The sequence below is a fragment of the Arthrobacter sp. BB-1 genome (genome assembly GCF_006151685.1).
Taxonomy (GTDB): domain Bacteria; phylum Actinomycetota; class Actinomycetes; order Actinomycetales; family Micrococcaceae; genus Arthrobacter.
In genome coordinates this window covers 218,334-242,532 of record NZ_VDEV01000019.1, presented here as the reverse complement: position 1 = coordinate 242,532, position 24,199 = coordinate 218,334, and the positions used below count along the sequence as shown (strand labels likewise).

The 24,199-nt window shown below is 65.2% G+C and carries 25 protein-coding genes; 6 read left to right on the top strand and 19 right to left on the bottom strand.

Features of this window, described 5'->3' with window-relative positions; all coding sequences use genetic code 11:
- The first annotated feature begins 54 nt into the window (after positions 1-54).
- A complete protein-coding gene (gene nrdF / locus FHJ30_RS11435; RefSeq protein ID WP_056079660.1) occupies positions 55-1,029 on the top strand; it encodes a class 1b ribonucleoside-diphosphate reductase subunit beta in 975 nt (324 codons plus the stop codon).
- Positions 1,030-1,193: 164 nt separating this feature from the next.
- Here the strand turns inward: nrdF and FHJ30_RS11430 are convergent, their stop codons facing one another.
- The 4 genes from FHJ30_RS11430 to FHJ30_RS11415 form a co-directional block, all read right to left on the bottom strand.
- Positions 1,194-2,732 (bottom strand): HNH endonuclease signature motif containing protein, encoded by a 1,539-nt coding sequence (locus tag FHJ30_RS11430; RefSeq protein ID WP_139029420.1) that lies wholly within the window; start codon positions 2,730-2,732, stop codon positions 1,194-1,196.
- A gap of 68 nt (positions 2,733-2,800) precedes the next feature.
- Entirely contained in the window at positions 2,801-3,568 is a 768-nt protein-coding gene (locus tag FHJ30_RS11425) for an SCO1664 family protein (RefSeq protein WP_139029419.1), read from the bottom strand.
- Entirely contained in the window at positions 3,568-4,119 is a 552-nt protein-coding gene (locus tag FHJ30_RS11420; protein WP_139029418.1) for a DUF3090 domain-containing protein, read from the bottom strand. Before FHJ30_RS11420 ends, FHJ30_RS11425 begins: the two co-directional genes overlap by 1 nt.
- 24 nt (positions 4,120-4,143) lie before the next feature.
- Positions 4,144-4,836 carry a histidine phosphatase family protein gene (locus tag FHJ30_RS11415; protein ID WP_139029417.1) on the bottom strand — a complete coding sequence of 231 codons (693 nt, stop codon included), beginning with the start codon at positions 4,834-4,836 and terminating at the stop codon, positions 4,144-4,146.
- Positions 4,837-5,109: 273 nt separating this feature from the next.
- On the opposite strand from FHJ30_RS11415, the gene FHJ30_RS11410 reads away from it, so the two are divergent.
- Both FHJ30_RS11410 and FHJ30_RS11405 read left to right on the top strand, forming a co-directional pair.
- Positions 5,110-6,081: a metallophosphoesterase gene (locus FHJ30_RS11410; RefSeq protein WP_139029416.1), complete on the top strand. Its 972-nt coding sequence runs from the start codon at positions 5,110-5,112 to the stop codon at positions 6,079-6,081.
- A gap of 81 nt (positions 6,082-6,162) precedes the next feature.
- The gene (locus tag FHJ30_RS11405; protein ID WP_139029415.1) at positions 6,163-7,059 is read left to right on the top strand and encodes a hypothetical protein; all 897 of its coding nucleotides are present in this window, start codon (positions 6,163-6,165) and stop codon (positions 7,057-7,059) included.
- Positions 7,060-7,097: 38 nt separating this feature from the next.
- Here the strand turns inward: FHJ30_RS11405 and FHJ30_RS11400 are convergent, their stop codons facing one another.
- The gene (locus FHJ30_RS11400; protein ID WP_139029414.1) at positions 7,098-7,460 is read right to left on the bottom strand and encodes a UBP-type zinc finger domain-containing protein; all 363 of its coding nucleotides are present in this window, start codon (positions 7,458-7,460) and stop codon (positions 7,098-7,100) included.
- A gap of 152 nt (positions 7,461-7,612) precedes the next feature.
- Between FHJ30_RS11400 and FHJ30_RS11395 the strand changes: the two genes are divergently transcribed.
- Positions 7,613-9,382 (top strand): FAD-dependent oxidoreductase, encoded by a 1,770-nt coding sequence (locus FHJ30_RS11395; RefSeq protein ID WP_139029413.1) that lies wholly within the window; start codon positions 7,613-7,615, stop codon positions 9,380-9,382.
- Between the two features lie 22 nt (positions 9,383-9,404).
- Entirely contained in the window at positions 9,405-10,235 is an 831-nt protein-coding gene (locus FHJ30_RS11390; RefSeq protein ID WP_240793678.1) for a hypothetical protein, read from the top strand.
- A 111-nt stretch (positions 10,236-10,346) separates the two neighbouring features.
- Here FHJ30_RS11390 and FHJ30_RS11385 read toward each other — a convergent pair whose 3' ends face one another.
- From FHJ30_RS11385 to FHJ30_RS11320, 14 genes are all read right to left on the bottom strand, one after another.
- Entirely contained in the window at positions 10,347-10,955 is a 609-nt protein-coding gene (locus FHJ30_RS11385) for a hypothetical protein (RefSeq protein ID WP_240793677.1), read from the bottom strand.
- Between the two features lie 307 nt (positions 10,956-11,262).
- Positions 11,263-12,342, bottom strand: coding sequence for a glycerophosphodiester phosphodiesterase (locus FHJ30_RS11380; RefSeq protein WP_139029411.1), 1,080 nt, complete (start codon positions 12,340-12,342; stop codon positions 11,263-11,265).
- Between the two features lie 133 nt (positions 12,343-12,475).
- Entirely contained in the window at positions 12,476-14,002 is a 1,527-nt protein-coding gene (locus FHJ30_RS11375; protein WP_139029410.1) for a glycoside hydrolase family 32 protein, read from the bottom strand.
- A gap of 2 nt (positions 14,003-14,004) precedes the next feature.
- Complete coding sequence (locus FHJ30_RS11370) at positions 14,005-14,883, bottom strand: carbohydrate ABC transporter permease (protein WP_139029409.1); 879 nt, start codon at positions 14,881-14,883, stop codon at positions 14,005-14,007.
- A 1-nt stretch (position 14,884) separates the two neighbouring features.
- On the bottom strand, positions 14,885-15,856 hold the full coding sequence (locus FHJ30_RS11365; RefSeq protein WP_139029408.1) for a carbohydrate ABC transporter permease: 972 nt from the start codon (positions 15,854-15,856) through the stop codon (positions 14,885-14,887).
- A gap of 74 nt (positions 15,857-15,930) precedes the next feature.
- Complete coding sequence (locus FHJ30_RS11360; protein ID WP_139029407.1) at positions 15,931-17,223, bottom strand: extracellular solute-binding protein; 1,293 nt, start codon at positions 17,221-17,223, stop codon at positions 15,931-15,933.
- Positions 17,224-17,379: 156 nt separating this feature from the next.
- Positions 17,380-18,402, bottom strand: coding sequence for a LacI family DNA-binding transcriptional regulator (locus FHJ30_RS11355; RefSeq protein WP_139029406.1), 1,023 nt, complete (start codon positions 18,400-18,402; stop codon positions 17,380-17,382).
- A gap of 87 nt (positions 18,403-18,489) precedes the next feature.
- Entirely contained in the window at positions 18,490-19,029 is a 540-nt protein-coding gene (locus FHJ30_RS11350; protein ID WP_139029405.1) for a DUF2087 domain-containing protein, read from the bottom strand.
- A 31-nt stretch (positions 19,030-19,060) separates the two neighbouring features.
- Entirely contained in the window at positions 19,061-19,807 is a 747-nt protein-coding gene (locus FHJ30_RS11345) for a hypothetical protein (RefSeq protein WP_240793676.1), read from the bottom strand.
- 109 nt (positions 19,808-19,916) lie between these two features.
- On the bottom strand, positions 19,917-20,789 hold the full coding sequence (locus FHJ30_RS11340; protein WP_139029404.1) for an HNH endonuclease: 873 nt from the start codon (positions 20,787-20,789) through the stop codon (positions 19,917-19,919).
- Between the two features lie 54 nt (positions 20,790-20,843).
- On the bottom strand, positions 20,844-21,038 hold the full coding sequence (locus FHJ30_RS11335; RefSeq protein ID WP_139029403.1) for a hypothetical protein: 195 nt from the start codon (positions 21,036-21,038) through the stop codon (positions 20,844-20,846).
- Complete coding sequence (locus FHJ30_RS11330; protein WP_139029402.1) at positions 21,035-21,565, bottom strand: hypothetical protein; 531 nt, start codon at positions 21,563-21,565, stop codon at positions 21,035-21,037. The genes FHJ30_RS11335 and FHJ30_RS11330 overlap by 4 nt, the downstream gene beginning before the upstream one ends.
- Positions 21,566-21,624: 59 nt before the next feature.
- Complete coding sequence (locus FHJ30_RS11325; protein ID WP_139029401.1) at positions 21,625-22,680, bottom strand: zinc-dependent alcohol dehydrogenase family protein; 1,056 nt, start codon at positions 22,678-22,680, stop codon at positions 21,625-21,627.
- A gap of 51 nt (positions 22,681-22,731) precedes the next feature.
- A complete protein-coding gene (locus FHJ30_RS11320) occupies positions 22,732-23,631 on the bottom strand; it encodes a CPBP family intramembrane glutamic endopeptidase (RefSeq protein ID WP_139029400.1) in 900 nt (299 codons plus the stop codon).
- A 228-nt stretch (positions 23,632-23,859) separates the two neighbouring features.
- Between FHJ30_RS11320 and FHJ30_RS11315 the strand changes: the two genes are divergently transcribed.
- On the top strand, positions 23,860-24,150 hold the full coding sequence (locus tag FHJ30_RS11315; protein WP_139029399.1) for a hypothetical protein: 291 nt from the start codon (positions 23,860-23,862) through the stop codon (positions 24,148-24,150).
- Positions 24,151-24,199 lie beyond the last annotated feature (49 nt).

Genomic DNA, 24,199 nt, shown 5'->3' with positions numbered 1-24,199 from the left:
CCCGCCGTCGTACGCTTTAACTTAGAGAAAACCACCCAACGCATAGGGGATGACATGACCGAGAAGGTCAAGCTGCTTAGCCACGTCGAGGCCATCAACTGGAACCGTATCCAGGACGACAAGGACGTGGACGTCTGGAACCGACTGGTCAACAACTTCTGGCTGCCGGAGAAGGTGCCGCTGTCCAATGACGTCCAGTCCTGGAACACCCTGACGCCGGCCGAGCAGCAGCTCACCATGCGGGTGTTTACCGGCCTGACCCTGCTGGACACCATCCAGGGAACTGTTGGCGCAGTTTCCCTGATCCCGGATGCGCTGACTCCCCACGAGGAGGCCGTCTACACGAACATCGCGTTCATGGAGTCCGTGCACGCCAAGAGCTACTCCTCCATCTTCTCCACGCTGGCCTCCACCAAGGAGATCGACGAGGCGTTCCGCTGGTCCACCGAGAACGAGAACCTTCAGAAGAAGGCGCAGATCGTCATGGACTACTACCAGGGCGATGACCCCCTGAAGCGCAAGGTGGCCTCCACGCTGCTGGAGAGCTTCCTGTTCTACTCGGGCTTCTACCTCCCCATGTACTGGTCTTCCCGCGCCAAGCTGACGAACACGGCCGACCTGATCCGCCTGATCATCCGTGATGAAGCTGTCCACGGGTACTACATCGGCTACAAGTTCCAGAAGGGCCTGGAGAGGGTTTCCGAGGAGAAGCGCCAGGAAATCAAGGACTACACCTTCGAGCTGCTGTTCGAGCTGTACGAGAACGAGGTCCAGTACACGCACGACCTGTACGACGGCGTGGGCCTGGCCGAGGACGTCAAGAAGTTCCTGCACTACAACGCCAACAAGGCGCTCATGAACCTGGGCTACGAGGCGATGTTCCCGGCGTCCGTCACCGACGTGAACCCGGCCATCCTCTCCGCCCTGTCCCCGAACGCGGACGAGAACCACGACTTCTTTAGCGGGTCCGGTTCTTCGTACGTGATCGGCAAGGCCGTGAACACTGAAGACGAGGACTGGGACTTCTAGTTCCCGCCGCAATACCTTTCGGACCTGACACAAGGGACCCCGCACGCTTGTGCGGGGTCCCTTGTGCATTGGGACAAGTCGCGTGGTTCCCAGCACCCTGCAAGGGCCATTCCGAAGCGGCGCGGCGGAGAGCGGCCCTGGGGACGACAGCTCCGTTTGGCAGCCTATCTCGCATCGAGATACGCGCGCAGGCATTCTTCTGCGGCAGAGCGCGGGTCCTTAAGGTAGTCCACGGTGCCGCCCAGAGCGGTGGGCATAGGCGGGTACGGCAGTTGTCGTTGCAATTCTCCGGCTACCGGCGTGAGCGAACGCGGCCAGTGTGGCGGTTCCCAGTCCTGGTGTTCGCTTTTGTATTTCCGCCCCGAAGGGGAGAGCCAGCCGGGCGGTTCATTCTTTGTGGCTGGTGTCGGGTTCCAGCCGCTGGCGTGTTTGAGTCTGTGGTGCCGTGGACAGGGCTGTCCCAGGTTGCTGATCCCGGTGGTTCCGCCGTGATGCCAGGCCAGGAGGTGGTCGGCCTCGTTGTCCAGCGAATGGTTGCTGCACCCGGGGAACGGGCACTTGCCGTCACGCATCCGTAGCCAGTTCCGCATGGCCTTCGTGATGCGGTAACTCGTGCGGCCGATTTCCAAGGGCGCCCCATCCCGTGGATCCACGAGCACCCTGTGGAACGAGTCAGCTCCATTGGCCACCAAATCCCGTGCGATGGAGGCAGGGATGGGTCCGAACCCGTCGAGCATCGCCGGCTCTTCAGTCATACCGAGCAGGGAGAAGACAGGAACGGTAACTAGGATTTCGGCCCGGGGCGTAGGTACATCGGCTAGACCGCTGGCCCCTGCATCCGGCCCGGCCTCGGTCGCGCCGCTGATGCCGTTGCTGCAGCGGGCGCAGCCGTTGTTGCTTCGCAGGGCTGCCGTAGCGAAGACGTCTGCCCGTAACTGCGTGAGCGTCCGCTCCTCGTGGGGCCCTTGCAGGCCCCGGGCGATGGCGGTAATCCGGTTCCAGATCGCAGCCGCCTGGTCCGCGGGCAGGTAGGCAGACACCCGCGCCATGCCGTCCTGCTCTGGGGTGTATTCCAGGCATCGGTCCTGCACGCCCTTGGCATGGCGCTTTTCGATGCTTTCCGGGTGGTGCCGTTCGCGCCAGGTCCGGGCCTTCCGCCGGAACCTGAAGGCGGGCATCTCGCCGGCCGGGCAGCCGCGGGCAGGGGTGGCCGCATCATCCCCAAGGAAGTGGGCCTCAAGTGCTCCCGCCGCGTCGCGGTCGAGGGTGGCGGTTTCGTCCACCATCACCTTGGCGTGCTGCCACGAAAGAGTTCCCGCCTGCAGGGCTGACAGGGTCCCGGGCAGGGACGTGGCCAACGCATGGGATTGTTCCAGCAGCATGCCTGCGGCCCGATCGCCGATGGCCAGTACGCAGCCCACCTCGGCTGCTATGGCCATTTCCTGGGCCTGGGCCGGCATGTCCAGGGGCGCCGCCGACCGCGCCGAGTCCGCATACGTGGCGGCTGCCTCCGCCTTCAATGCCGCGATTTTAGCCTCGGCCCGTCCGCTCCTGGCGAGGATGTCCAAGCATCCGTCAGCAACGGCAGCCAGAGGGTCTGTGTCCGACGCCGACGCGAAAGGGGGCAGAGCGACTTCGGCGCGGATTGTCGCAATCGCGTCGTCTATCGCCCCGAAAGCCTTTTCCACCGCTCCGCTTGCCATGTACCCATTATTGAAGGAGGGTCTGACATTCTACGTTGGCGTGCTGCGAAGGCGCAGTCGCGATTCCCTCAGAACAGCGGCCAGGGCACCGCCGACATCTCGCCGCTCGGGGCCGGGAACCTACCCGCCGAGCGCAACCGGGCACAGCGGGCCGCGAGCGAGGCGACTTCTTCGGCGCTGAGCAGGTCTGCCAGGTTTCGGCCCAGCTCACCGTCCAGTCCATCGCTGACGCGGTCGATGCCCTCAAGTTCCTCGACGGTCAGGGCGTCTCCCAGCCACCCCCACAGCACGGTGCGCAGCTTGTGGTCACGGTGAAAGGTAAGCCCGTGGTCCACTCCGTGCCGGTGTCCGTCCGTCATGGCAAGGATGTGGTCGCCTTTGCGGTCGGCGTTGTTGACGACGACGTCGAACACCGCCATGCGCCTGAGCGCCGGAGAGTCCTCATGTATGAGGGCGACCATCCGTCCGTTCTCATCCTGACCCTCGAGGACCTGCTTCCAACCGACCTCGGGAACGTCGCCCGCTTCAACGAGGTCCACCGCGTTCTGGTCGGGGTCTGCCTCCTGCCACAGCTGCACCATCCCTTCGCCCAACGGACCATCGCGCAGCCAGGTGCGGGGCACCACGTTCCATCCGAGGACCTCCGAGACCAGATAAGCGGCAACCTCCCGGTGGGCAAGGACGCCGTCGGGAAAATCCCACAGCGGTTTCTCCCCGGCAATCGGCTTGTAGACAACCGCTGTGCCGCCAATGCTGCCCAGGAAGGTGGCATTCGACGCCGTCGTAATGCGCCCGGTGAGCATCAGTTCGGCCGTCACCAGGTCAGGCGCCGGCATCAGGCCTCGGGCAAAGTGCAGACGTGCCCGTCGGCGTCTACGGGGTAACCGCAGAGCGGGCACGCGGGACGCCCGGCGCCCACAACCTCACGTGTGCGCTTGGCAAACGCGCGCGCTGTGCCAACCGGCATCCGCACAAGCAGCATTTCGGGCACGTCGGCGTCCTCATCAAGGGATTCGTCGTCGTTATCCGCGTCGGCATCGATGATGGGATAGGCCTCTATGACGACCTGCGCCGTCGTCGGGTCCCAACCTAAACTCATGGCGCCGGTCCGAAACTGCTCCTCAACGGCCTCGAGCTGGTCATTGTCAACCAATTCGATGGGAGTGCCGGTGGGAACGCTGTGGGGGTTGCCTTCGACGTTGAGAAGCTGGTCGAGGATTTCGTCGATCTTCTCCGCGAGCAGGGCCGACTGCTGCTTCTCCATCGCGATACTGACGATCTGGTTCCCTGCCCGCACCTGCAGGTAGAACGTCCGTGCCCCCGGAAGGCCAATAGTGCCGACGACGACCCGATCAGGCCAGTCGAACTCATGAACACGTGTAGGCATAAGAGCATTTTAGGCACAGGCGCTTCATGGCGCCTGTTGCCCTGCACCGCCGCCCACCGGCGCGTCGACCGGGAGGATGCCGTTCGACAGCCAGGACAGGTCCCCGGCCTCGGTGTTGGTCGCGTGGACGCTTGGCCGGGTGGCGCTGTAGCGCACGATCGATACGGAGGCAGGGTTCACGTTAATGCGCTGGAACAGGTCCAGGTGCATGCCCAGCGCGTCGGCAATGATTGATTTGATGACGTCACCGTGGCTCACTGCCACCCACACAGCTCCTGGCCCGTACTCGGCTTCGAAGGCAGCATCATGGCGGCGAATGGCTGCGACCGCCCGAGCCTGCATCCCGGCCATGGATTCACCGCCGGGAAAGACAACGGCGGACGGCTGCGATTGCACAGCCGTCCACAGGGCTTCGGTTGCGAGATCACTGAGCGTGCGGCCCTGCCACTGGCCGTAATCGCACTCGGTAAGATCGGGTTCCACCGGCGCGTACGGAGTGCCTGCCTGGCGCTCGAGGATGAGCTGGGCGGTTTGCTGACAACGCTCGAGAGGGCTCGACACCACGCCAACTACCGGCACTGCCGCGAGCCGTTCTCCGGCCAAGGCAGCCTGCTCGCGCCCGATCTGGTCCAGGCTGACACCGGCAGCCCGGCCGGCCAGCAGGCCAGTGGCATTGGCTGTGGTGCGGCCGTGCCGCACGAGGATAACTGTCGCCATCCACCCAGCCTATCCACCCGTTCGACGGCAGTACGTACCAGATCCATGAAGATTTGGTCCGACGCTGGGATCGGCTTCTCCGGAAGAGCGTAGGTGTGGCCCGGGCCCGAATTACGTGAGCGACCGTCCCGCATGGGTGGCTTGATCCTGTGAGACGGCAGCTCGAGAAGGACTTCGGCCAGATGTTACCGGGTAGCCTTCGCTTCGTTGCCGCTGCGTCACCGGGCGCTGTTTCGCTCGTGCTGATCCTTCCCTATCACCCAGGAGCTCACAATGCCGATCCAGTTCCCCGCGCCCCGTACCAGCCATGGCCAGAGCCGCCGCAGCTTCCTGGGCATGAGCGCCGGCGCAGCCGCCGCCTTTGCCGTCGCGGGTGCACCGGCCGCGGCATCGGCATCCAATCGCGGCGCCGAGCCGCCGCTGCGGTTCGGCGTCATTGCCGACTGCCAGTACGCCGACAAGCCCGACCGCGGCGTCCGGCTCTACCGTCAGTCCATCGGCAAGCTGCAGGAGGCGGTGGCCACCCTCAATGAGGCGGACCTCCGGTTCGCTCTGCACCTCGGCGACTTCATTGATGAGTTCCCGGAGAGCTTTGATGCCGTGATGCCGATCTGGGAGCAGCTGAGGATGTCAAAGTTCCATGTCCTTGGCAACCATGACTTCCAGATGCCCCGGGAGGAGGTGCTGCGCACGATGAACATGCCGGCGTCGTACCACCAGTTCCGCCGCAACGGCTGGCGATTCATCATCGTTGACACAAATGACGTCAGCACCTACGGCAACCCCGAAGGTTCCGCCAACTACGTACTGGCCGAAAAGATGCGGGCCGAACTGCAGGCGGCGGGCAAGCCGAACGGTCAGACCTGGAACGGCGGCGTTGGTCCGGAGCAGCTCGCTTGGATTGAGCAGACCCTTGAACTTGCTCGCCACAATGGAGAGAAGGTGGTGCTCAATGCCCACCACCCTGTTTTTCCCCTCGACCAGCACAACGCCTACAACGACACCACACTCGTGGACCTGGTGACCTCCTACGACAATGTTGTCGCCTGGTTCAATGGCCACAACCACGCAGGCAACTACGGTTTCGCCGGTGGCACCCACTTCATCACTTTCAAGGGGATGCTCGATACGACGGTGAATTCCTACGCCACTGTCCAGGCGTTCGATGACCGCCTCGTGGTGGAAGGATTCGGCCGGGAACCGAACCGGATTGTTCCGATCGGCGCCCCTGCATACGAGGTCTGATTGGGAGGCCACGGGCGCGGCGAGGTGCCTTAGACTCGTGCTTGCCGAAGGAAAGCGGAACTCGGGTGGGGGCGGGCGGCTATGGTGCATCACCGGCTGACGAAGCATGACTGTGCAGTACACACGGCTGAGGTTGTTGAGCGTCTGGGAGTCCTTGTCCCATGCATCGAGGCGGAGGGTCTGCGGCCCGTACGTGGGGCCGAACTGGCGGACTGGATCTACGTCGATGCCGAACCTGAACCGGAGGTCGCAAACCACGGCTGGCAGGTGGGACTGGACGACGAAGTCGGTTTGCTCGTTCGTCCCGATCACGACGACCTGGCGGACCATTTAGGAGAGCAGCCCGGCGTCCGCTCGGTTGTCCAGTTCGACCGCGAAGTGTTCGCCGTTGAAGCGCCCCGGTTGTGTGCAGATGGACTGCGCGCAGCCGTGATGCTGGCTGTCGCCGCGGCCAACAGAAAGGCGCATGAAACGCATACGCCCGATCAGCCGGGAAGTCCCGCCGGCGAGGGCGTCCCCCAGCCGCAGCCGACCCCCATGGTCCAGGCGCCGCAGTCAGCAGAACCTCCGGAAAGTGACGACCTGTGCCGGCTGGTCTCGGGCGATGCCGCCAGTGAAGGCGGCAAAGTTCAGGTTTGGGTCAACCGGAACGGCATCCTGATCCTGCCTGCAGGCACTATCCCGCACGGGCCGCTGGACCAGAGCGAGAACCCGCACTTCCAGCGCGCCACCGTTACGCCTGCGCGCGCTGTCAGCCTCGTTAAGCAGCATGCAGGGAGATGGATTCCTTATGCCTACCTCAACCGGCTCCAGTTGCGCCGGCCCGGGCTGGTCCGGCGGCGCTGGACAGCCAGGGTCGTCGAACAGAGCGGCGCTTCCATCACCTTGAGCTGGCGCGGGACCCGTCCACACGCACTGCTGTTCTGGGGTTACGTCGTCGCCCGGCGTGGCCTGGGCGCGGTGGACGGACTGCCGTAAAAAAACCAGCACTGGCAAACAGGATTCTGGATGCGCTGTTACCGGTGCAGGCGCTCCCGCCAGTCTGCCGGTACCTTGCCTGCCGGTGCGGGTGACGGCTGCTCCGGTGGCCTGGACTGAGGATCCGGGAGCCTCGGGCCGCGGAAGAACTTCTTCGTGGTGTGCTCGTAGAACCAGTCCTCCCCAGGTTCGAAGGACCTCACGACGGGGTGCCCGGCGGTGCGCGCGTGTGCGCTGGCATGTTGTGACGGTGATGAATCGCAGCAGCCGATGTGGCCGCATTGGGCGCAGCGGCGAAGATGCAGCCACCATCCGGCGCCCTCACCGTTGAGGCATTCCACGCATCCTGTTCCACTGGGTGTGGCGTCCAGGTTGATTCCAGGTACCGGGTGGTCGTCCACGAGTCCTCCATTTCCATAGCCTCTGCTCTGCCCAGGTCCCGTTTGCCCGCTGTAGGGAGTCATTCTGACAGAGTCCGCATGCCCTTGTCCCCAGTGTCCTGGCGCGGGTATCGTGATCGCCACCGAACCATTGATCCGGAAAGACGGCGGCCATGGATGACTCGGTTCCGATCATGCTGATTGCCACCACAGACCCCACCACCCGGCGCATCCTTGGAGACGAATTACGTCGACGGTACGGTGCAGACTACGAGGTGGTGGCCTGCGACGGACACGCCCACGGGCGGGCGGTGCTTGAGGGACTCAGGCGCTGGAACCGCCAGGTTGCCCTCATCCTCGGGTGCTACGGACCGGCAGACCGCGGTGGACTCGATTTCCTGCGGCGTGCCTATGGTTTTCACCCGGCTGCCAAGCGTGCTGTTGTGGTCACGTGGGGCGACTTCGCCAGCGCCCCCACCGTCTTCCAGGCAATCGCGCGCGGGTACGCTGAATTGCTGATCATACGTCCCGAACGATCGCGCGACGAAGAATTCCACGGGGCCATTACCGACGCCCTTGACGACTGGCACTTGGCCCAGGGCGTCGGGTTCGAGGCCGTCCGGCTGATCGGGGAGGTCGGCGACGAAAGAACCTACGTGTTGCGGGACTCCTTGAGCCGAAACCACATCCCAGCCGTCTTCCACCCTGTGGAGTCCGAGATCGCGCAACGGACCCTGGATAGCCTGAACCTCCGCAGTCCCGCCCTTCCGGTTATGGTGCTGCAGTTCACGGCGCCCCCCATTGTCCTCGAGAACCCCAGTGACCTGGAGATCGCCCAAGCGATAGGGGTAACGCGACCGCCACCGGCGGACAAAGTCTTCGATGTGGTGGTTGTGGGGGCTGGCCCCTCCGGTCTGGCTACCGCCGTGTATGCCTCCTCCGAAGGCCTCTCCACCATGGTGGTGGAGGGGGAGGCCGTGGGTGGCCAGGCCGGCACGAGCTCGTTGATTCGCAACTACCCTGGCTTCTCCCGCGGTGTGAGCGGCGCCCATTTGGCCTACCGCTCTTTCCACCAGGCCTGGACCTTGGGCACGGACTTCCTCTTCCTGCGGAAGGTGGAGCGGCTCGGCGAGGACGGAAGACTGTACACAGTATCGATTTCCGATGGCACCGTTGTACGGTGCCGCTCGGTGGTGGTGGCCACGGGCGTGGAGTACCGTCGCCTGGGCATACCCCAGCTGGAGGATCTGGTGGGTCGAGGCGTCTTCTACGGGGCCACAGTCTCCGAGGCGCCGTCGATGGCCGGAAAACACGTCTGTGTAGTGGGAGGCGGCAATTCGGCCGGACAGGCGGCCCTGCACCTTGCCAAGTATGCGAAGAAGGTGACGCTGCTGGTGCGCGGACCCACTTTGTCGGTGAGTATGTCGGAGTACCTCATAGCCCAACTTGAGGCCACCCGGAACGTTGCCATCCGCTATAGCACCATGATCGTGGGCGCCCGTGACCAGGACGGATTCCTTGCCGCCGTCAAGGTCGCCGCATCCGGAGCCGCCGACGCAGTCCGCGGCGAGGAGATCGAAGCGGGCGGCTTGTTCGTGCTGATAGGTTCGGTGCCGCGGACCTCCTGGCTGCCTGGCAGCGTAGGGCGTGACCCGGCCGGTTTTCTGCTCACGGGCATCAGGCGCGAGGGCAGTGGCGACGCCCCGTCCACCAGGCCGCCCAGGCCGCCACTAGCTTTGGAAACCAGCATGCCCGGCGTTTTCGCCATTGGGGACGTGAGGGCGGGTTCGATCAAAAGGGTGGCTACTGCAGTGGGCGACGGCGCCACCGTGGTCTCCATGCTTCACACCTACCTGGCCGAGAACCCGCTTCCTGCCTCACCCCCTGCCCCTGGTGACCCAGCCGCAGCCGAGGAGCTGACCGGTGAAGACCGCGTCAACTGAAACAGCACCGTTGATTCATCCAATGCGATGGCTGCTCTACGCCGCTGCATTCCTCGTGTTCCTCGCGGGCCTCGTGCTGTTCGTGTTCCCGCTCCGGACTGCGGAATGGTTTGCGTGGACAGTCAATCCGCCAATGACGGCGGTCTTCCTCGGGGCGGCCTACTGGTCGGCCGCTGGCCTGGAAGTGGCGGGCGCCCGTTCAGCGGGTTGGGATGCAGCGAGGCTGGCAGTCTGGCCCGTGTTTGTCTTCACCACTCTGACTCTCGGAGTCACCCTGCTTCATCTTGACCGCTTCCACCTGTCGCCGGCCGCTGGCCCCCTCGCCCAAGGAGCCACCTGGGCATGGCTGGCAATCTATGCTGCCGTGCCCGTGGCGATGCTCGTCATTGGCTGGATGCAGGTCCGCTCCCGGCGTCCTGCCCCGAAGTCCGGGACGGTGGCACGGCCAGTGCTGCCCGCTGCGCTCCGGCTGCTCATGGTGGGAATCGCTGCGGTACTGCTGCTCTATGGCGTTGCGCTCCTGGCCGTACCCATTCCTGCCGCCATGTTGTGGCCGTGGCCACTGTCCGAGCTCACAGCGAGGGCGGTCGGAGCGTGGCTGGTCGGTCTTGGCTGGTCGGCCGCTCAGGGCCAGTCCAGCCGCGACCTCCGCACCGTCCGCCCTGTGGCCCTGACCTCCGTGGCCTTCGTCATTCTGCAGGCGCTTGCCCTGCTGCGGTATGGCGACGTCCTGTCGTGGCCGAGCGCACCGGCGATCGGTTTCATCACCGTGCTCCTTGCCATTGGAGTCACCGGTGGATGGGCTCTCGCGCTAGCGCGTTCGGCTTCGCCCCGCGGGGCGGAGCGGCGGTAGGCGGCGCGGGGGGGAGCGGCGGTAGGCGCGCGGGCTGAATGGCTCTTCGGGACGCTTCGGGACGCCGCCGGGCAGGCGCGGCTTCCGTTGCCGGACCGTCCGGCAACGGGGTCACGCGAGGGTTGCCACCCGTGCCTTCTGCACCTCCCGCTCAGCCCGCTGCTTGATGCCCAGCAGCATCGCGCGATCCATGAACAAGTAACCTGGCTGCAGCAGGAAGTCCATGAAGCGCAGCACTGCAGGCCGCCCCGGACCGGTGCGAGTCCGCAGCAAAAGCCGCGTCCCGCCGTCGCCCGTATCGTGGAGGATGAACTGCCACGTTCCGGTTACCGTGCCTGCCGGCGCGCCCGGGCTTGAGTCGAGAACGAGGTGCCGGCAGCTCTCCAATTCGGCCACGCGGGGTCCCCTGCGCCCTCCCGGATAACCTGGGGGAGTGAAGGCGATCGTGTCGCCTACCTTGAGGTCCTGCCACTCCGGGTGGATCCGGTCCGCGTTGGTTACTCCCAGACGGAGCAACCCGTTCTCAACCCACGTGTAGGAGTACAGCCCGGCCCGGTCAACCCCCATCTGCACGAGCCACGGCCAGACCTGCGCGGGCGGCGCGGAGATGGTGACGGCCATTGTCTGGACGGAGTCGGGCTCGGGGATCAGGTTATCGCCTGGCAGCAACATGCCCGCCTCTGATCCGGTGGCACCCCATTTTCCTAAGAGGCGGGGCATCACGCCGTGTGTAAGGGCACCGACAACCGTGCCAGCACCAACGATCCCCAGTAACCATTGCCCTGGAATGCGGGCCGTTCCGCGGTTTCCGCCCTCGGTTCGGAGCAAAAGCATATTCCTGCCTCCCAAGCTAAGAGGTGTCCGGCAAGTAAGCGGAACCAAAAGTGCCACTCTCGGCGCATGGACCGGATGCCCTGACACTACGGCCGGTCCCGGCCCGGCACCCAGAGCCCAAAGTCCCAATGGAGGCAAAAAAGCGGGCCCTGCACGTAAACCGTGCAGGGCCCGCGTGGTGCTGGCTTCGGCGTTACAGCCGGGCAGCCCCCGGCTCCAGCGAGAACTGCTGCGGGAGCTTCATGGAGTATTCGGCCATGACGTCGCGAAGGCGGTCCGGGTAGTCGGTGATGATCCCGTCCACGCCGGTGTCGATGAGCGCGCGCATGGTGGGCTTGTCGTCCACGGTCCACGGAATGACCTGCATCCCGGCCTCGTGGGCGCGGTTGACCATGTCTGCGGTGACGTAAGGGGTGTATCCGGGGTCCACCACGGTCCCGTTTTGGGGAGTTCCGTGTACCGGGGAAATGGCGTCGAAGCCCAGATGGGAGGCAGCTGCCACCAGGTCCCCGCCGAAGTCGTCAGCGTCAATGCCGCCCAGCCACGGCGAGCTGCCGGGCTTGCCGGCCTGCAGGAAGTCCTTGTTGGTCAGTGCAACGGTGCGGATCTGGGGGTCCAGATCCTGCACCAGCCGGAGGGCACCCCAGTCGAAGCTTTGGATGGACACGCGGGGCTGCATGTTGGCGGCCTTGATTTCCTTCAGTGCCACGGCCACGAACTGCTCCCGGGGAGCAGTCTGCTCCGGTGCTCCCGCCTCAACCTTCGTCTCGATGTTGAACTTCACCTGGCTGGCACGGTAGGAATCCACCAGGGCAAAAACTTCGGCGAGGGTCGGCATCTTCTCACCGGGAGCGGACTGCTGGCCCGGGAACTGGGAAAGGGTCAGGCTGCCGCAATCAAGGCTCCGGACCTGGTCGAAGGTGAGGTCCTTGATGTACTTGCCCACGTAGGGGAACTGGGGATCCCCGGGCGTGACGGGGGCGGTGTCGGCACACTTCTTATCGCTGATCTTGCGGTCATGGGTGACAACTTCGCGGCCGTCCTTGGTGATCTGGAGATCCAGTTCAAGGGTGGTGACGCCGGTTTCGAGCGCTTTGGCGAACGCGGGAAGGGTGGACTCGACTGTCAGGCCCAGTCCGCCGCGGTGCGCCTGGAGGTCAAAGTGGTTGTCGGCGCCTTTCGGATTGGTGTCCGCGGCCTGCGCCGGAAGGGATGTTCCCAGCGCCAGTCCTGTGCACATGGCCGCCGCGGTCAGCAGCTTTGCATAGTTCATCTGTCATTCTCCAAGTTGGGGTGTGCCCGGTAAAAGGGCACACCAAGTCTTGGGACCGAGGGGAAACCTGCCACAGCGAACAGATGGAGGAGACGTTACATGTGCATGAACGAAGCCCCGGCGTCCTGCAAAATCAGCGCTCGACGACGTCCAGCGCCACGAGGCGCGCGCCCTCACCTTCCGCGAAGACAGACAGAGCCGTGCCCGCCTCAGCGGGGAATACCAGGTCAGTGAGTGTGGCGAGCCCGTCCTGGGCGAAGACCTCAACCGAGCAGCGGTCCAGGTAGACCCGCAGGCGGAGCCGGCCTCCCCACAAAGGCACGGCCACGGCTTCGACGGATGGGAAGGTTTCGTGGAAATCCACGTGCCCCGATTCGCGCCGGTCCAGCCGCAGCATCCCGTCCGCAGCGTCGTAGCGGATGACCGTCCGTTCACCGTCCCCCGCCCGAAGCACCAGACCCACACTCGGGGCCGCACCCGGCTCCAACTCAACATCGATCCGCGCCACGGATGCGGCGGCCGGGACGTCCAGGACGCCGGAGGCCAAGGGCTGCGGGTCAAGCCGGAAGCCCTGGCAATCCAACCCATCAAACGGATCAACTGCCTCCTGCCGAAGCACCACTTTCCCGTCCACCCGGGCCAGTGACACCTCCCGGGGCAGGGACATGGCGCTACGCCAGCCGCCGGTGGGCGTCTCGCGGGCGTAGTCCCAGTTGTTCATCCAGGCGATCATGACCCGGCGGCCGTCCGGCATGTTGCTGAACGAGACAGCGGCGTAGTAGTCCCGGCCCCAGTCGAGCCAGCCGTACTCGCGCATGCGCGAGACATCGCTCTGGAGGCCCTCGGTGACGGTGGATTCGGAACGGAACGCCACGCCGTCGAACTCTCCAAGGAAGTACTGCCCCGCCGAGCCGCCGGCGATGCCGCCCGGGTTGATGTTCACGATCAGGACCCACCGGCTGTCCGCCGGATTCCCGTCCACGGGCAGCTCGAACAGGTCCGGGCACTCCCATACGCCGCCGGTGGCGTTGGCAGGCCCGAAAGTGCTCAGGTGTTCCCAGCTCTTGAGGTCGGCGGACTTATACAGCACCACCTGGCGCCGCACCGCCTCGACGGCGACCATCACCCAGTAGCTGCCGGCACCGCCGTCGTACCAAAAGACCTTGGGATCCCGGAAGTCCGCGGACGCGCGGTCCAGCACCGGATTGCCGTGGTACTTAGTCCAGGTCCTGCCCTCGTCCAGGCTGTACGCGAGCGACTGGGCCTGCCGGCCCGCTAACGGGGCGGCCTCGCTGTAGGCGCTGGTGTAGATGGCCACCAGCGGGGGATGCGCTGCCGTGCCGAGGCCGCTGGTGTTGTGCTGGTCGAACACTGCCGAGCCGGAGAAGATCCCCTCATGCTCGTCGCAGGGGATGGCTACCGGCTGCTCCTCCCAGTGCAGCAGGTCCGGCGAGGTGGCGTGCCCCCAGGACATGTTGCCCCAGTCCGGGCCGAACGGGTTGTGCTGGTAGAAGAGGTGGTAGGTGCCGTTGAGGTACACCAGCCCGTTGGGGTCGTTCAGCCAGTTCCGTTCGGCGGTGTAATGGAAGGCGGGCCGGAACTGGTCCGCGGCGGGACCTGTGGCACGAACAGTGGCGCCCGCCGTCGTCAATGAATTCATGGTTAGCCCTTTACTCCGCTGGAGGCGATGCTGTTGACGAAGGAACGCTGGAAGGCGATGAACAGCACCACCACCGGGACGGTGATCAGGGACGCGTAGGCCATCACCTCGCCCCACGAGACGTTCAGCTGGAAGAAGTATTGGATGCCGATCATCACCGGCCGCAGTTCCTCGGACTGGACCACCATGAGGGGCCAGAGGTAGGAGTTCCAGGCGGGCAGGAAGGTCAGGATCGCCACGGTTGCGGTGGCCGGTCCGGAGAGCGGCATGACCACCTGGCGGTAGATCTTGAACCAGCTGGCGCCGTCGATGCGGGCGGCCTCGTCCAGTTCCTTGGGGATGGATTCGAAGTACTGGTGGAACAGGTAGATGGAGAAGGCGTTGGCGATGAACGGGATGATCTGCACCTGGTAGGTGTCCAGCCAGCCCTTGGAGAACTCGAGGCTGAAGCCGTTCAGCTCGAAGTAGGGGAGCTGGTTGACCCACCACACCAGCGGCAGGGCCAGGGTCTGGAAAGGCACGATCAGCGTGGCCAGGATGGCGGTGAATACGATCTTCTTGCCGCGGACCTGCATCCGGGACAGGGCGAAGGCGCAGAGGCTGTTGACGAAGATGCCCAGTATGACCGTGACGGCGGAGACGCCCACCGAGTTGAGCAGGAATCGGGCCGCCGGGACCCGGTCAAAGACGGCCGTGTAATTGTCGAACGAGATGTTGCCCACCGGCAGGAACGCGGCCAGGGAGGACATGTCCCCGAAGATCTGCTGGTCCGGTTTCAGTGAGGACACCAGCATGAAGACGATGGGGAACGCGGCGACAACCGCGAAGAGGATGCGCACCAGCATGGTGCCGGCGTTCTTCAGGAGGAGTTGGTTTTTCATGTCAGTCTTTCTCCCGGGTGAGGTAGCGCTGCACCGCGGAGACGATCAGGACGAGGACGAAGAACACCAGCGAAATGGCGGAGGCGTAGGAGGTTTCCTGCTGCCGGTAGCCGGACTGGACGGCTTCGTAAATGATGGTGGTGGTGGAATCCATGGGTCCGCCCTGGGTCATCACGCTGATCTGGTCGAAGAGCCCAAGGGCCTGGATGGTGATGGTGACAAGCACCAGGCTGCGGGTGTGGAAGAGCCCGGGCCAGGTGACGTAGCGGAACTGCTGCCAGCGGCTGGTGCCGTCCAGCTGGGCTGCCTCATAGAGTTCGCCCGAGATGCCCTGCAGCCCGGCCAGCCAGATGATCATGTGGAAGCCGGCGGCCTGCCAGATGGACAGGATGATGATGGCCGGCATTGCGGTGTTGGGATCGCCCAGCCAGTCCGGCCCGTCGATCAGGCCGAAGCTGACGGCCGCGAGGATCTCGTTGATCAGGCCGTCCTTGCGGTACATGAACAGCCACAGCAGTGAGACAACCACCATGGAGGTGACCACGGGAAGGAAGTACACCGTCCGGAAGAAATTCACGCCGCGGAACTTCTTGTTGATCAACAGTGCCATTACCAGCGCCAGGCCGGACTGCACCGGGACAATGACCACGGTGAAGTAGGCGACGTTGAGCAGGGCGCGGTAGAACGTGGGGTCCGTGAACAGGCGGGTGAAGTTGTCCAGCCCCACGAATTCAACCGGCCGCGGCGAGATGAGCCGGGCGTTGGTGAAGGCCAGGCCGAAGCCCAGGATGGCCGGAATGAAGATGAAGGCCAGCAGGAGCAGCGCCGCGGGGGCGATCATGCCCCAGCCGCTGAGCTGGTCGCGGCGGAATCCGGGCCGGCGGTGGGCAGCGGGTTTAACGTTCGACGGCGGCGGGGCGGCCTGGGTGCTCGATGGGACGCGTGGGCGGGTGGGAAGGGGAGCAGTTGCCATGGGGAGTCTTTCGTAGGTCGGGCTGCCGGAGGGCTGCCGCGCCGATGGGAGCGGCAGGCCTCCGGCGGCGCCGGCTAGTTCTTGTAGCCGCCGTTGGACTTGATGTTGGCGTCGATGGCCTTCACGGCGCTGTCCAGGGTGGACTTGGGGTCTGCTCCGTTCAGGATGTCCTGGACGGCTTTGCCGTACTCCGTGGCGATGAAGGGGTAAGCGGGTGTCTCGGGCCGCATGACGGCGTACTCGCGGGAGAAGTCCATGAAGATCCGGTTGGCGCCGCCCTCGGCGAACGATGGGATCTGGGCCGCGGCCTCCTCGCTGGCGGGGATGGCGCCGGTGGCCTTGGCCACTGCAGCGATATTCTCCGGCTTCAGGGAGTAGGAGAGGTAGTCCATGGCCGCCTCGGAATTGCTGCAGCCGCTGGTGACGCCCCACTGCCAGGAGGCACCGCCGATCTTGGGGCCTTCACCAAGGTCAACAGGCGGCATGACCACGAGGTCATCGCCCAGTGCGGCCTTGGCCTTGTCCGCGGCCCACGAGCCGGTGTAGACGATGGCGCTCTTGTTGTTCAGGAAGTCCTGGGTGGAATCCTTGCCACTCTTCTTGGCCATAAAACCCTGGTCGGCCAGGCCGCGGAACCACTCCGCCCACGCCACAGCCTTGTCGCCGTTGAGCTCGCCCTGGGCGCTCTGGAAGCCGTCGCGGTTGACCAGGTCGCCGCCAAAGGACTGCAGGAAGGGGGAATAGGCGTACGGAAGCCATTCGCCGGTGCCGGCAGTGCCCAGGTCCAGCGGGTGCTCCCACTTGCCGAGGGCCTTGAGCTTCGTCAGGGCGTCCTGGAACTCCTCCTTGGTCCAGGGTTGCTCCATGGTGGCAACCCGTACCCCGGCGGCCTCCAGGTCGGAGCCGCGTGCCATCATGGCCAGCGCCACGTCGTAGTAGCCCACCGCATAGGGCTCTCCGTCCCATTCAGCCACTGTGCTGGGGAGCTGCTCGGAAAGGTCAGCGTCCAGTTCCAGGGGCTTCAGGTAACCGGCCCATGCCCAGTTGGGCACGTTCGGTCCGTCAATGTCCACGATGCAGGGGAGGTTGCCTGCTGCGGCGGCGGAGACCACCGAGTCGTTGTAGGAGTCCTGGGGGAAGGCCTGGACCTTGATCTTCACTTTGTCCTGGCTGCCGTTGTAGGAGTCCACGATCTTCTGGACTGCGGCCAGTTCGTCGGGGTTGCCGGCGTTGTGGGTCCAGAGCGCGATCTCGCCGGACCCTTCGCTGGAGGAGGAGGCGCTGCCCTTGCCGCAGCCGGCGAGGGTGGCGGTGAGGGCGACGGCGGCTATGCTGGTCGCCAGGACCTTGGTGAGCTTCGTGTTCATGGTCAGTCTTTCTGCTTGGACAGGGTGGAGGGGTGTGACGGGGTCCTGCTGGGAACGCGGCCGCTGCAACGGCTGCGTTCCCGTTTTTTGTGGGGTAAGACAGGTTCGTTCCAGGGCAGCCTCGACGGCTGCCCTGCGGGTCAGTTGGCGTCAGGGTCAGTTCTTGGGCGGGGCCACGGAGCCGCGTTCGACCAGCGGGCATGCGACCTTTTCCTGCACCCGGGGCGCGCCAGGGTTTTCCAGTTCGTTGAGCAGCTTATGGACCGCCCACCGGCCCATTTCATAGTGGGGGAGGGCCATGGTGGAGAGCCCGGGCCAAAGGGCGTCGGCAATCAGTTCCAGGTTGTCCACTCCCACAATCGAGAGGTCTGCCGGGATGCCCAGCCCAAGATAGCCGGCCGCCTGGTAGGCGCCCATGGCCATCTGGTCGTTGAAACAGAACAATGCGGTGGGCCGCCCGGGTCCGGACAGCAGCTGCAGGGCGGCATTGCGCCCTCCGGCCGTGCTCGGATGCCCGGCGAGCAGGTACTCTGCCGGCAGTTCCAGTCCATGGCGCAGCAGGCCTTCCCGGAAACCTGCCAACCGGCCGTGTGCAGCAGGGATGTCGTCCTCGTTGTTGATCATGGCGATCCTCCGGTGGCCTGCCGCCACCAGGAGTTCGGCAGCGGACTCGCCGGCGCCGAACTCATCCGGCACTACCGAGGACAACCCGGGGTTGTCTGTGGTGGCGTCCAACACGATGGTGGGAACCGCGCTCAGTTCGTCGGGTACGGACACCCGCTGGTTGAACATCCGGGCGAAGATGATTCCGTCAACCTGGTGCTGCTGCAGTGCCCGGATCTCCTGGCGCTCCAGTTCATTGTCCAGGCCGGAGTTGACCACCATCAGCAGGTGTCCGTGCTCGGAGGCCGCGTCCTGTGCGCCCTGGATCATGGCGCCGGCGAAGGGGGTGGTGGTGATCTCGTCGCTGACGAGGCCCAGGATCTGGGAGCGCTGGTTGCGCAGTCCGCTCGCCAAACGGTTCGGTGCGTAGCCGAGGTCGCCGGCGACGGCCTTGATGTGCTCGACGGTCCGGGCGTTAACCCGGGAGCTGTGCGCTTCGCTCAGGGCGTGCGACACCGTGGTCACGGAAACGCCTGCAGCTTTCGCTACGTCCCGGATGTTTACCTTCGTCGCCATCGACCGTTCCTTTGCAAAACGTTTTGTATGTTGCTTGAATCACTATATGCAAAACGTTTTGCAGCCGTCAAGGGCGAGCTGTAATTCCTAGGATTCCTGTGGCCGTCCATAGGATGAACCCGAAGGCGTCCGCTCCAGCAGTCCGAAGTCAACCAGGTAGCGGCGCAGCAGGACCACATCCTCCGTGTAGGAGAGGAGCCGCTCATTCACCTGCTTCTCGGTCAGGTGCTCACCAGGCCGGATCGAGTCGTTGGCAATCCAAGCCAGGAGCTCGCGGCGCTCCGCCATGGTGGCCGGGTACCTCTCAATCCTGCCCAGGCGCAGGAAACGTGCCACCCCGGTGGGTGCCTGCCGCCGCGGCTGCTGGGCCAGCAGATTCCGGAAGATCGCTTCAGGCGCCACCAGCCCGCCGGCCGCAGTGCGCTCCACGAGCCCCGACCCGAGCAGGTTTTCGATGGCCCGGTTCCGCCGCCGGCCGTTCAGCTGCTGATTCTTCAACTCTGTGGGCGCGTCCCCGGGCACGGCACCGAGGACAATTTGTGCATAAGCAGTGCGGGCATCGCTGTTGGCCAGCACAGCCACAACCCGCCGCCAGTGCGGGCCGCCGTACCGCGCCGCTCCAGCCATGGCACTCTCCTTCGATGCCGCCGTCGAACGCCTATACCGACTGCGGGCCGCGCTTGAAAAGGACCGCAAGGAGGACCCCGCCGGCGATCAGGGTCAGCCAGACGATGCTGATGATGATGATTTCGAAGACATCCTCCCGGTTCATGCCGCGCAGCGCCACTACGACGGCGAGGGAGGCCACCGCAGCGGCGAAGCTGGCGAGGAACAGCCACCGTATACTCCGCTCAAGCCTGGTCCGGGTAGACAACACAGGCACCAGGCAGAGAAATACCACGGTCATGAGCAGGTACCCGAGCTCCTCCAGGGCGATGAAGATCCCGTTGGGGTTGTACTGCGTGAAGATGGACCAGCCGTCAAGCTGACCTTTTTCGAGGCTCGTGGGCATCACCACTGCCTGGATGTAGTAGTTGACCAGGAGGACAGCCGCCGCGATCACCGCGAGGCACAGCGCCAGCGAACTGTAGGTCTTGCTCCTGTCCGGGGAGTACTGATGCAGTGCGGCAACCAACGCCACGAACAGCAGCATCAGCATCATCGCCGGAAACAGCCAGTAGTAGTCACCGGGCCACTGGGCGGCGATCACGTCGTCCGTGAAGGGGTAGGGGACCTTGTCCGGCAGTGCTGTCAGGGCAAGCGCAAAGGTCAGCACCGTCAGGACGGTGGTGGCAACTGCCACCCGGAACCCGAACAGGTAGGCGGCCTCGACGGATGCCTGGGCACCCTGCCCGCCGCCTGCAGCAGGACCGGCAGTGCGGCTGGTCTTCCTTCTTGTTGGCATGGCTGCTTCCCACAGTTTGTGCGTACACGTCCCGATCAGGATGCGGCTTACCCGCCGGAGGAAACAGGGCATAAGGTCCCCGCGGCGCAAGCGCGGGACGGCAATCTGGTCAGTCCTGGCGGCCTTCAAGGATCCGCCGGGCGTCATCCTGCGCCTGAAGGGCATGCGGGCTCACTGCCTCGCCCCTCAAATGGCCGGCAGCGGCGATGATGTTCCGGAGTTCCGACACCGTGCGTGGTTCCGTCACCCCGTGGTGCGCCACGGTGTGGCAGTTGGGGCACAGCGGAACAAGGTCGGCAATAGGATCCAGCTGGTACCCGCTCCCGAGCATTTCCGGCGGCACAACGTGGTGGATATCGATGTAGCCCGTGCCGGCATCACCGTAGGAGGCCTCGAAGGAGAATCCGCAGGCAGCGCAGGACGTTCCATGGAAAGCCAGGCATACCCCGCGCGCCTCGGCGTCCCGCTCGTAGCGGTTCACCTCGATGCTGCTGACCGCGGACGGCGGGCAGGTCCCGGACACCACCTGGGCGGGGGTACCCGCCGTCGGCCCCTGCTCCCGCCACAACCGGCGAAGGCCAGGTTCCGCCCCAGGCGGAAGGTCCATGCCTGGACGAACAACGGCGTCGCGCCACGCCAGCCAGGGGACGGCCTCGCTGAGGGCCTCGGGCCGTATCTGCTCGCCGAGCGGGAGCAGGGCGTCGAAAGCGACGCTGACGCTCCAGCCGGCGTCGGCAGGTTCCGCACCGGGCATGCCGGCGTATGGTTCGGACACCACCACCCCGTGTCCAATAAGCCCGGTCCATGCGTCAGTCCTGCCCTGCACCAGGAGCCAGGCTTCAGTCCCCAGCCGGACGTCCAGCGCATGGCCGACGCTCCAGCGCTGCAGGAACCGGCCGGACTGCGCCACCTGCTCGACGGCGGCAGGGTAGTCCCAGCGGTCCCATGCGTTGGGATTCCATCCAAGGAGGACTGCAGCCACTACCCACCCGATCCAGCACACGCTGTGCGTGGTGCACAGCCTTCCGAATGGAACCTAGATAGGTTCCTTGGCCAGCGCCTTGGTCTTGGCCGGTGTTTCGCGGCCCAGGCGCTCGTCAAGCGTGACGCGCAGCCTGGCGGCCGCAACCTGGACCCGATGCTCAGCCGGGGTGGCCTTCTTGGGGGCAGGCTTGGCGGAAGTGTTCCGCGGAGGATGGACAAACCGGTGTTCAGGCGACGCTGCGCTCATGGTCCAGCCTCCTTGGTTGTGCCTTCATCCGTCGTTCCATTCTCGCCCATGATGCGGCTGTCGTCCACGAAGGGCATCTCCTGGCCGCCGTTTCCTTCCTCCCCGAGGTCCTCCCCGTTCTCATCGCCGGAGACGCTTTTCCATGCAATGTCGAACAACTCGAGTTCTTCGGTGCGCGCGAGTTCGCTGCGGGCCAGCACTTCCAGGGTGGCCAGTCCCAAGGCCTTTGTTCCCTCGTCCCCGTCCAGCGCGCGGTCCAGTGCCCACTGCGTCCGCCGCCACCATTCAGCGCGGCTGTCCGCTTCAGTCTTCTGCATCAGGGCACGGGCATCCGCTTCCCGCTTCTGGTCCAGGGCCGTCTTGTCCGCAGCGGTGCGCTGCTTAAGGGTGCGCCAGTTGATATAGAACGCCAGCAGGGCTGCGATGAGCACGGCCAGCGGACCGAGCCCGGCGAGGATCACCCACCACTCGGCCGGACCAGAGTGGACGACGACGTCCAGCGGCGTGGGGGACGGGACAGGGGTCACCTTGCCAGCATAGGCCGGGAAGTGCTGCCAGACGTCCGGACACCCCGCAGCCGGGCATGTCAGGCAGTGATTACGACTTTCAAGGCATTGGTCTCCGCCGCCCGGGCAAAAGTGTCATAGGCATCCATGAACTGGTCGAACCGGAAATGGTGCGTGGCGAACTTCTCTGCGGGCAGCTTTTTCTGCGCCACGAGCTTCAGCAGCATGGGCGTGGTGTTGGTGTTCACCAGGCCCGTGCTGATGTTGACGTTCTGGATCCACAGTCTTTCCAGGTGCAGTTCCACTGCCTTGCCGTGGACGCCAACGTTGGCCACGGTGCCGCCGGGACGGACTATCTCGGTGCACATGCCAAAGGTGGCGGGAATGCCCACCGCCTCGATGGCCACGTCCACCCCCTGCCCGTCGGTACGGGAGAGGACCTGGTCCTTCCAGTCCGGGTCGCCCGAAACAACGATGTCCGTGGCCCCGAACCCGCGGGACTGCTCCAGGCGGTTGCGGTCAAGGTCGATGGCGATGATGGTGGCCGCTCCGTAGAGTCCCGCGGTGGCGATGGCCGCCAGCCCCACCGGCCCTGCTCCTACCACCGCAACTGTGTCTCCTGGCTTGACCCGCCCGTACTGCACTCCGATTTCAAAGCCGGTGGGGAAGATATCGGAGAGCATGACCGCCTGCTCGTCGCTCACTCCGGCGGGCAGCAGGTGCAGGGAATTCTCGGCGTAGGGCACACGGACGTATTCGGCCTGGGTGCCGTCAATCAGGTGGCCGAAAACCCAGCCGATGCCCGACGCGCCTTCGTCCCCCAGGCAGTGGGAGTACAGGCCGGTCTTGCAGTTGGCGCAGTGGCCGCAGGACTTGATGCAGGAAATGATGACCCGGTCACCGGGCTTCAGCGTGGTGACGGAGGACCCCACCTCGGTAATTGTTCCTACGCCTTCGTGGCCCAGGATCCTTCCCTCCTGGACTGCCGGCACGTCGCCCTTGAGGATGTGCAGGTCCGTTCCGCAGATGGTGGTGGTGTCCACTTTTACGAGGGCGTCACTGGGATTGACGATGGTTGGTTCCGGCACATCGGTCCAGGATTTCTTCCCCGGTCCGCCGTAGACAATGGCTTTCATTCCTGCTCCTTGCTCGTCGATGATCCGGGTGCCGTCCAGCGCCGCGTTAACTCAAGAATGGTGGATGGGTTTCCTGGCTGAAAGGGTCCTAGGTCCCCGGGTCAGGTCGCCGCGGCGGACCAGCATCACGACGGCGACCACCAGCCAGGCTGTTGCCGCGTGGCCCCACGGGTAGACCTGCTGCGGGATCCCCGGCGTCAGCGGGTTCAGGATGAACTGGAAGGTGGAGAGGCTCGCGTGCATCAGCGCTGCCAGGAGCAGGCTGCCGGTGCGGTCGTAGACCCACACCATGAGCACCCGGTAGGCGGTGAGCTGCCCGACGAGCACGCCCACGAACCACAGGGAAAGGAAGATCTCCATCGGTATGCCGCCGTTGGTTCCGCCGCCGCCCCAGTAACTCACGAAGAAATGCCACACTCCCCAGAGCACCCCCACCAGGATTCCGGTCCAGAGTGCGCTGAGGCGACGGCGCGCCCTCGGGATGGCGAACCCGGTCCAGCCGACTTCCTCGAGCAGCCCCACCACCAGCCCGAGCACCAGTGCCATGGCGATGGTCCCGGCCTTGTCTTCTGCCGTGGCGATCCGTGGCGCGTATGCGGGAGAGGAAGTCCACAGACCCAGCACGACGGCGGCCATCGTCACGGGCGCGACCAGCAGGGCGATGGCGTACCACCGCCCGCCCACGCGCCAGTGCTTCAGGCGCTGCCACAGTTCGCTGTAGCCTGCACGTCCGGAGGCAACTCCCGTCAGCAGCAGGCTGGCAACAGCAGGCCCCAGCAGCATCGCCGGCACCGTGACGGGGACCGTCAGCTGGAATTCTTCCGGCGTGGGCGACAAGCCACCCGTGCTGGCCCAGACGGCCAGCACAATGCAGCCCCAGGACAAGAGGAATGTGACGCTGAAATACCACCACAGCGGATGCGTTCGGACTGATGTCCGGAGGGCGTGCATGGGATCCTCCCGGTTGACGCGTGCCGTACCTTCAGGTTCCTGTCCACGGAACGCCCGGCATAGGGCCGACCGTCCCGATTCGCTGTGGGATGGGCCACCGCGCCCGGGCCGCTGGGACGAAAGACCCTGTGGGCCCGCGGGATTTCGGGTGACGCTGGTTTCTGGAGCTCCAACGCGGGTTGGAGCTGGTCGACCGATTGGCCATCCAGAAGAAAGTCCGGAGGAACCATGGCGGACTCCACCAAAATCGTCAGCGCCATCGTCTTCGTCATCGCCGTTCTGCTGTGGGCGGCGTTCGGCGCAGTGCTGCTGGTCAGGCAGGGAAACCTGGCTGACCTGTGGGCCGCTTTCCGGGGCCAGCCCTGGGTCCTGCAGGGGCTGGAATTCCTGGTTCTCCTGCCATGGACTGCGGCACTGTGGGTGTGGAACACCGCCTGGGAACTGTGGATCCGGGCCCTGCTGTTGGTCGGCCTGGCGTGGGTCAGCCTGTACCTGCTCTTCCCGTGGCGCTCCGGATAGGCGTGTTCGGGCTAGACAGGGCTTGGGACTGGCGCAGGAGCGTAGGTCC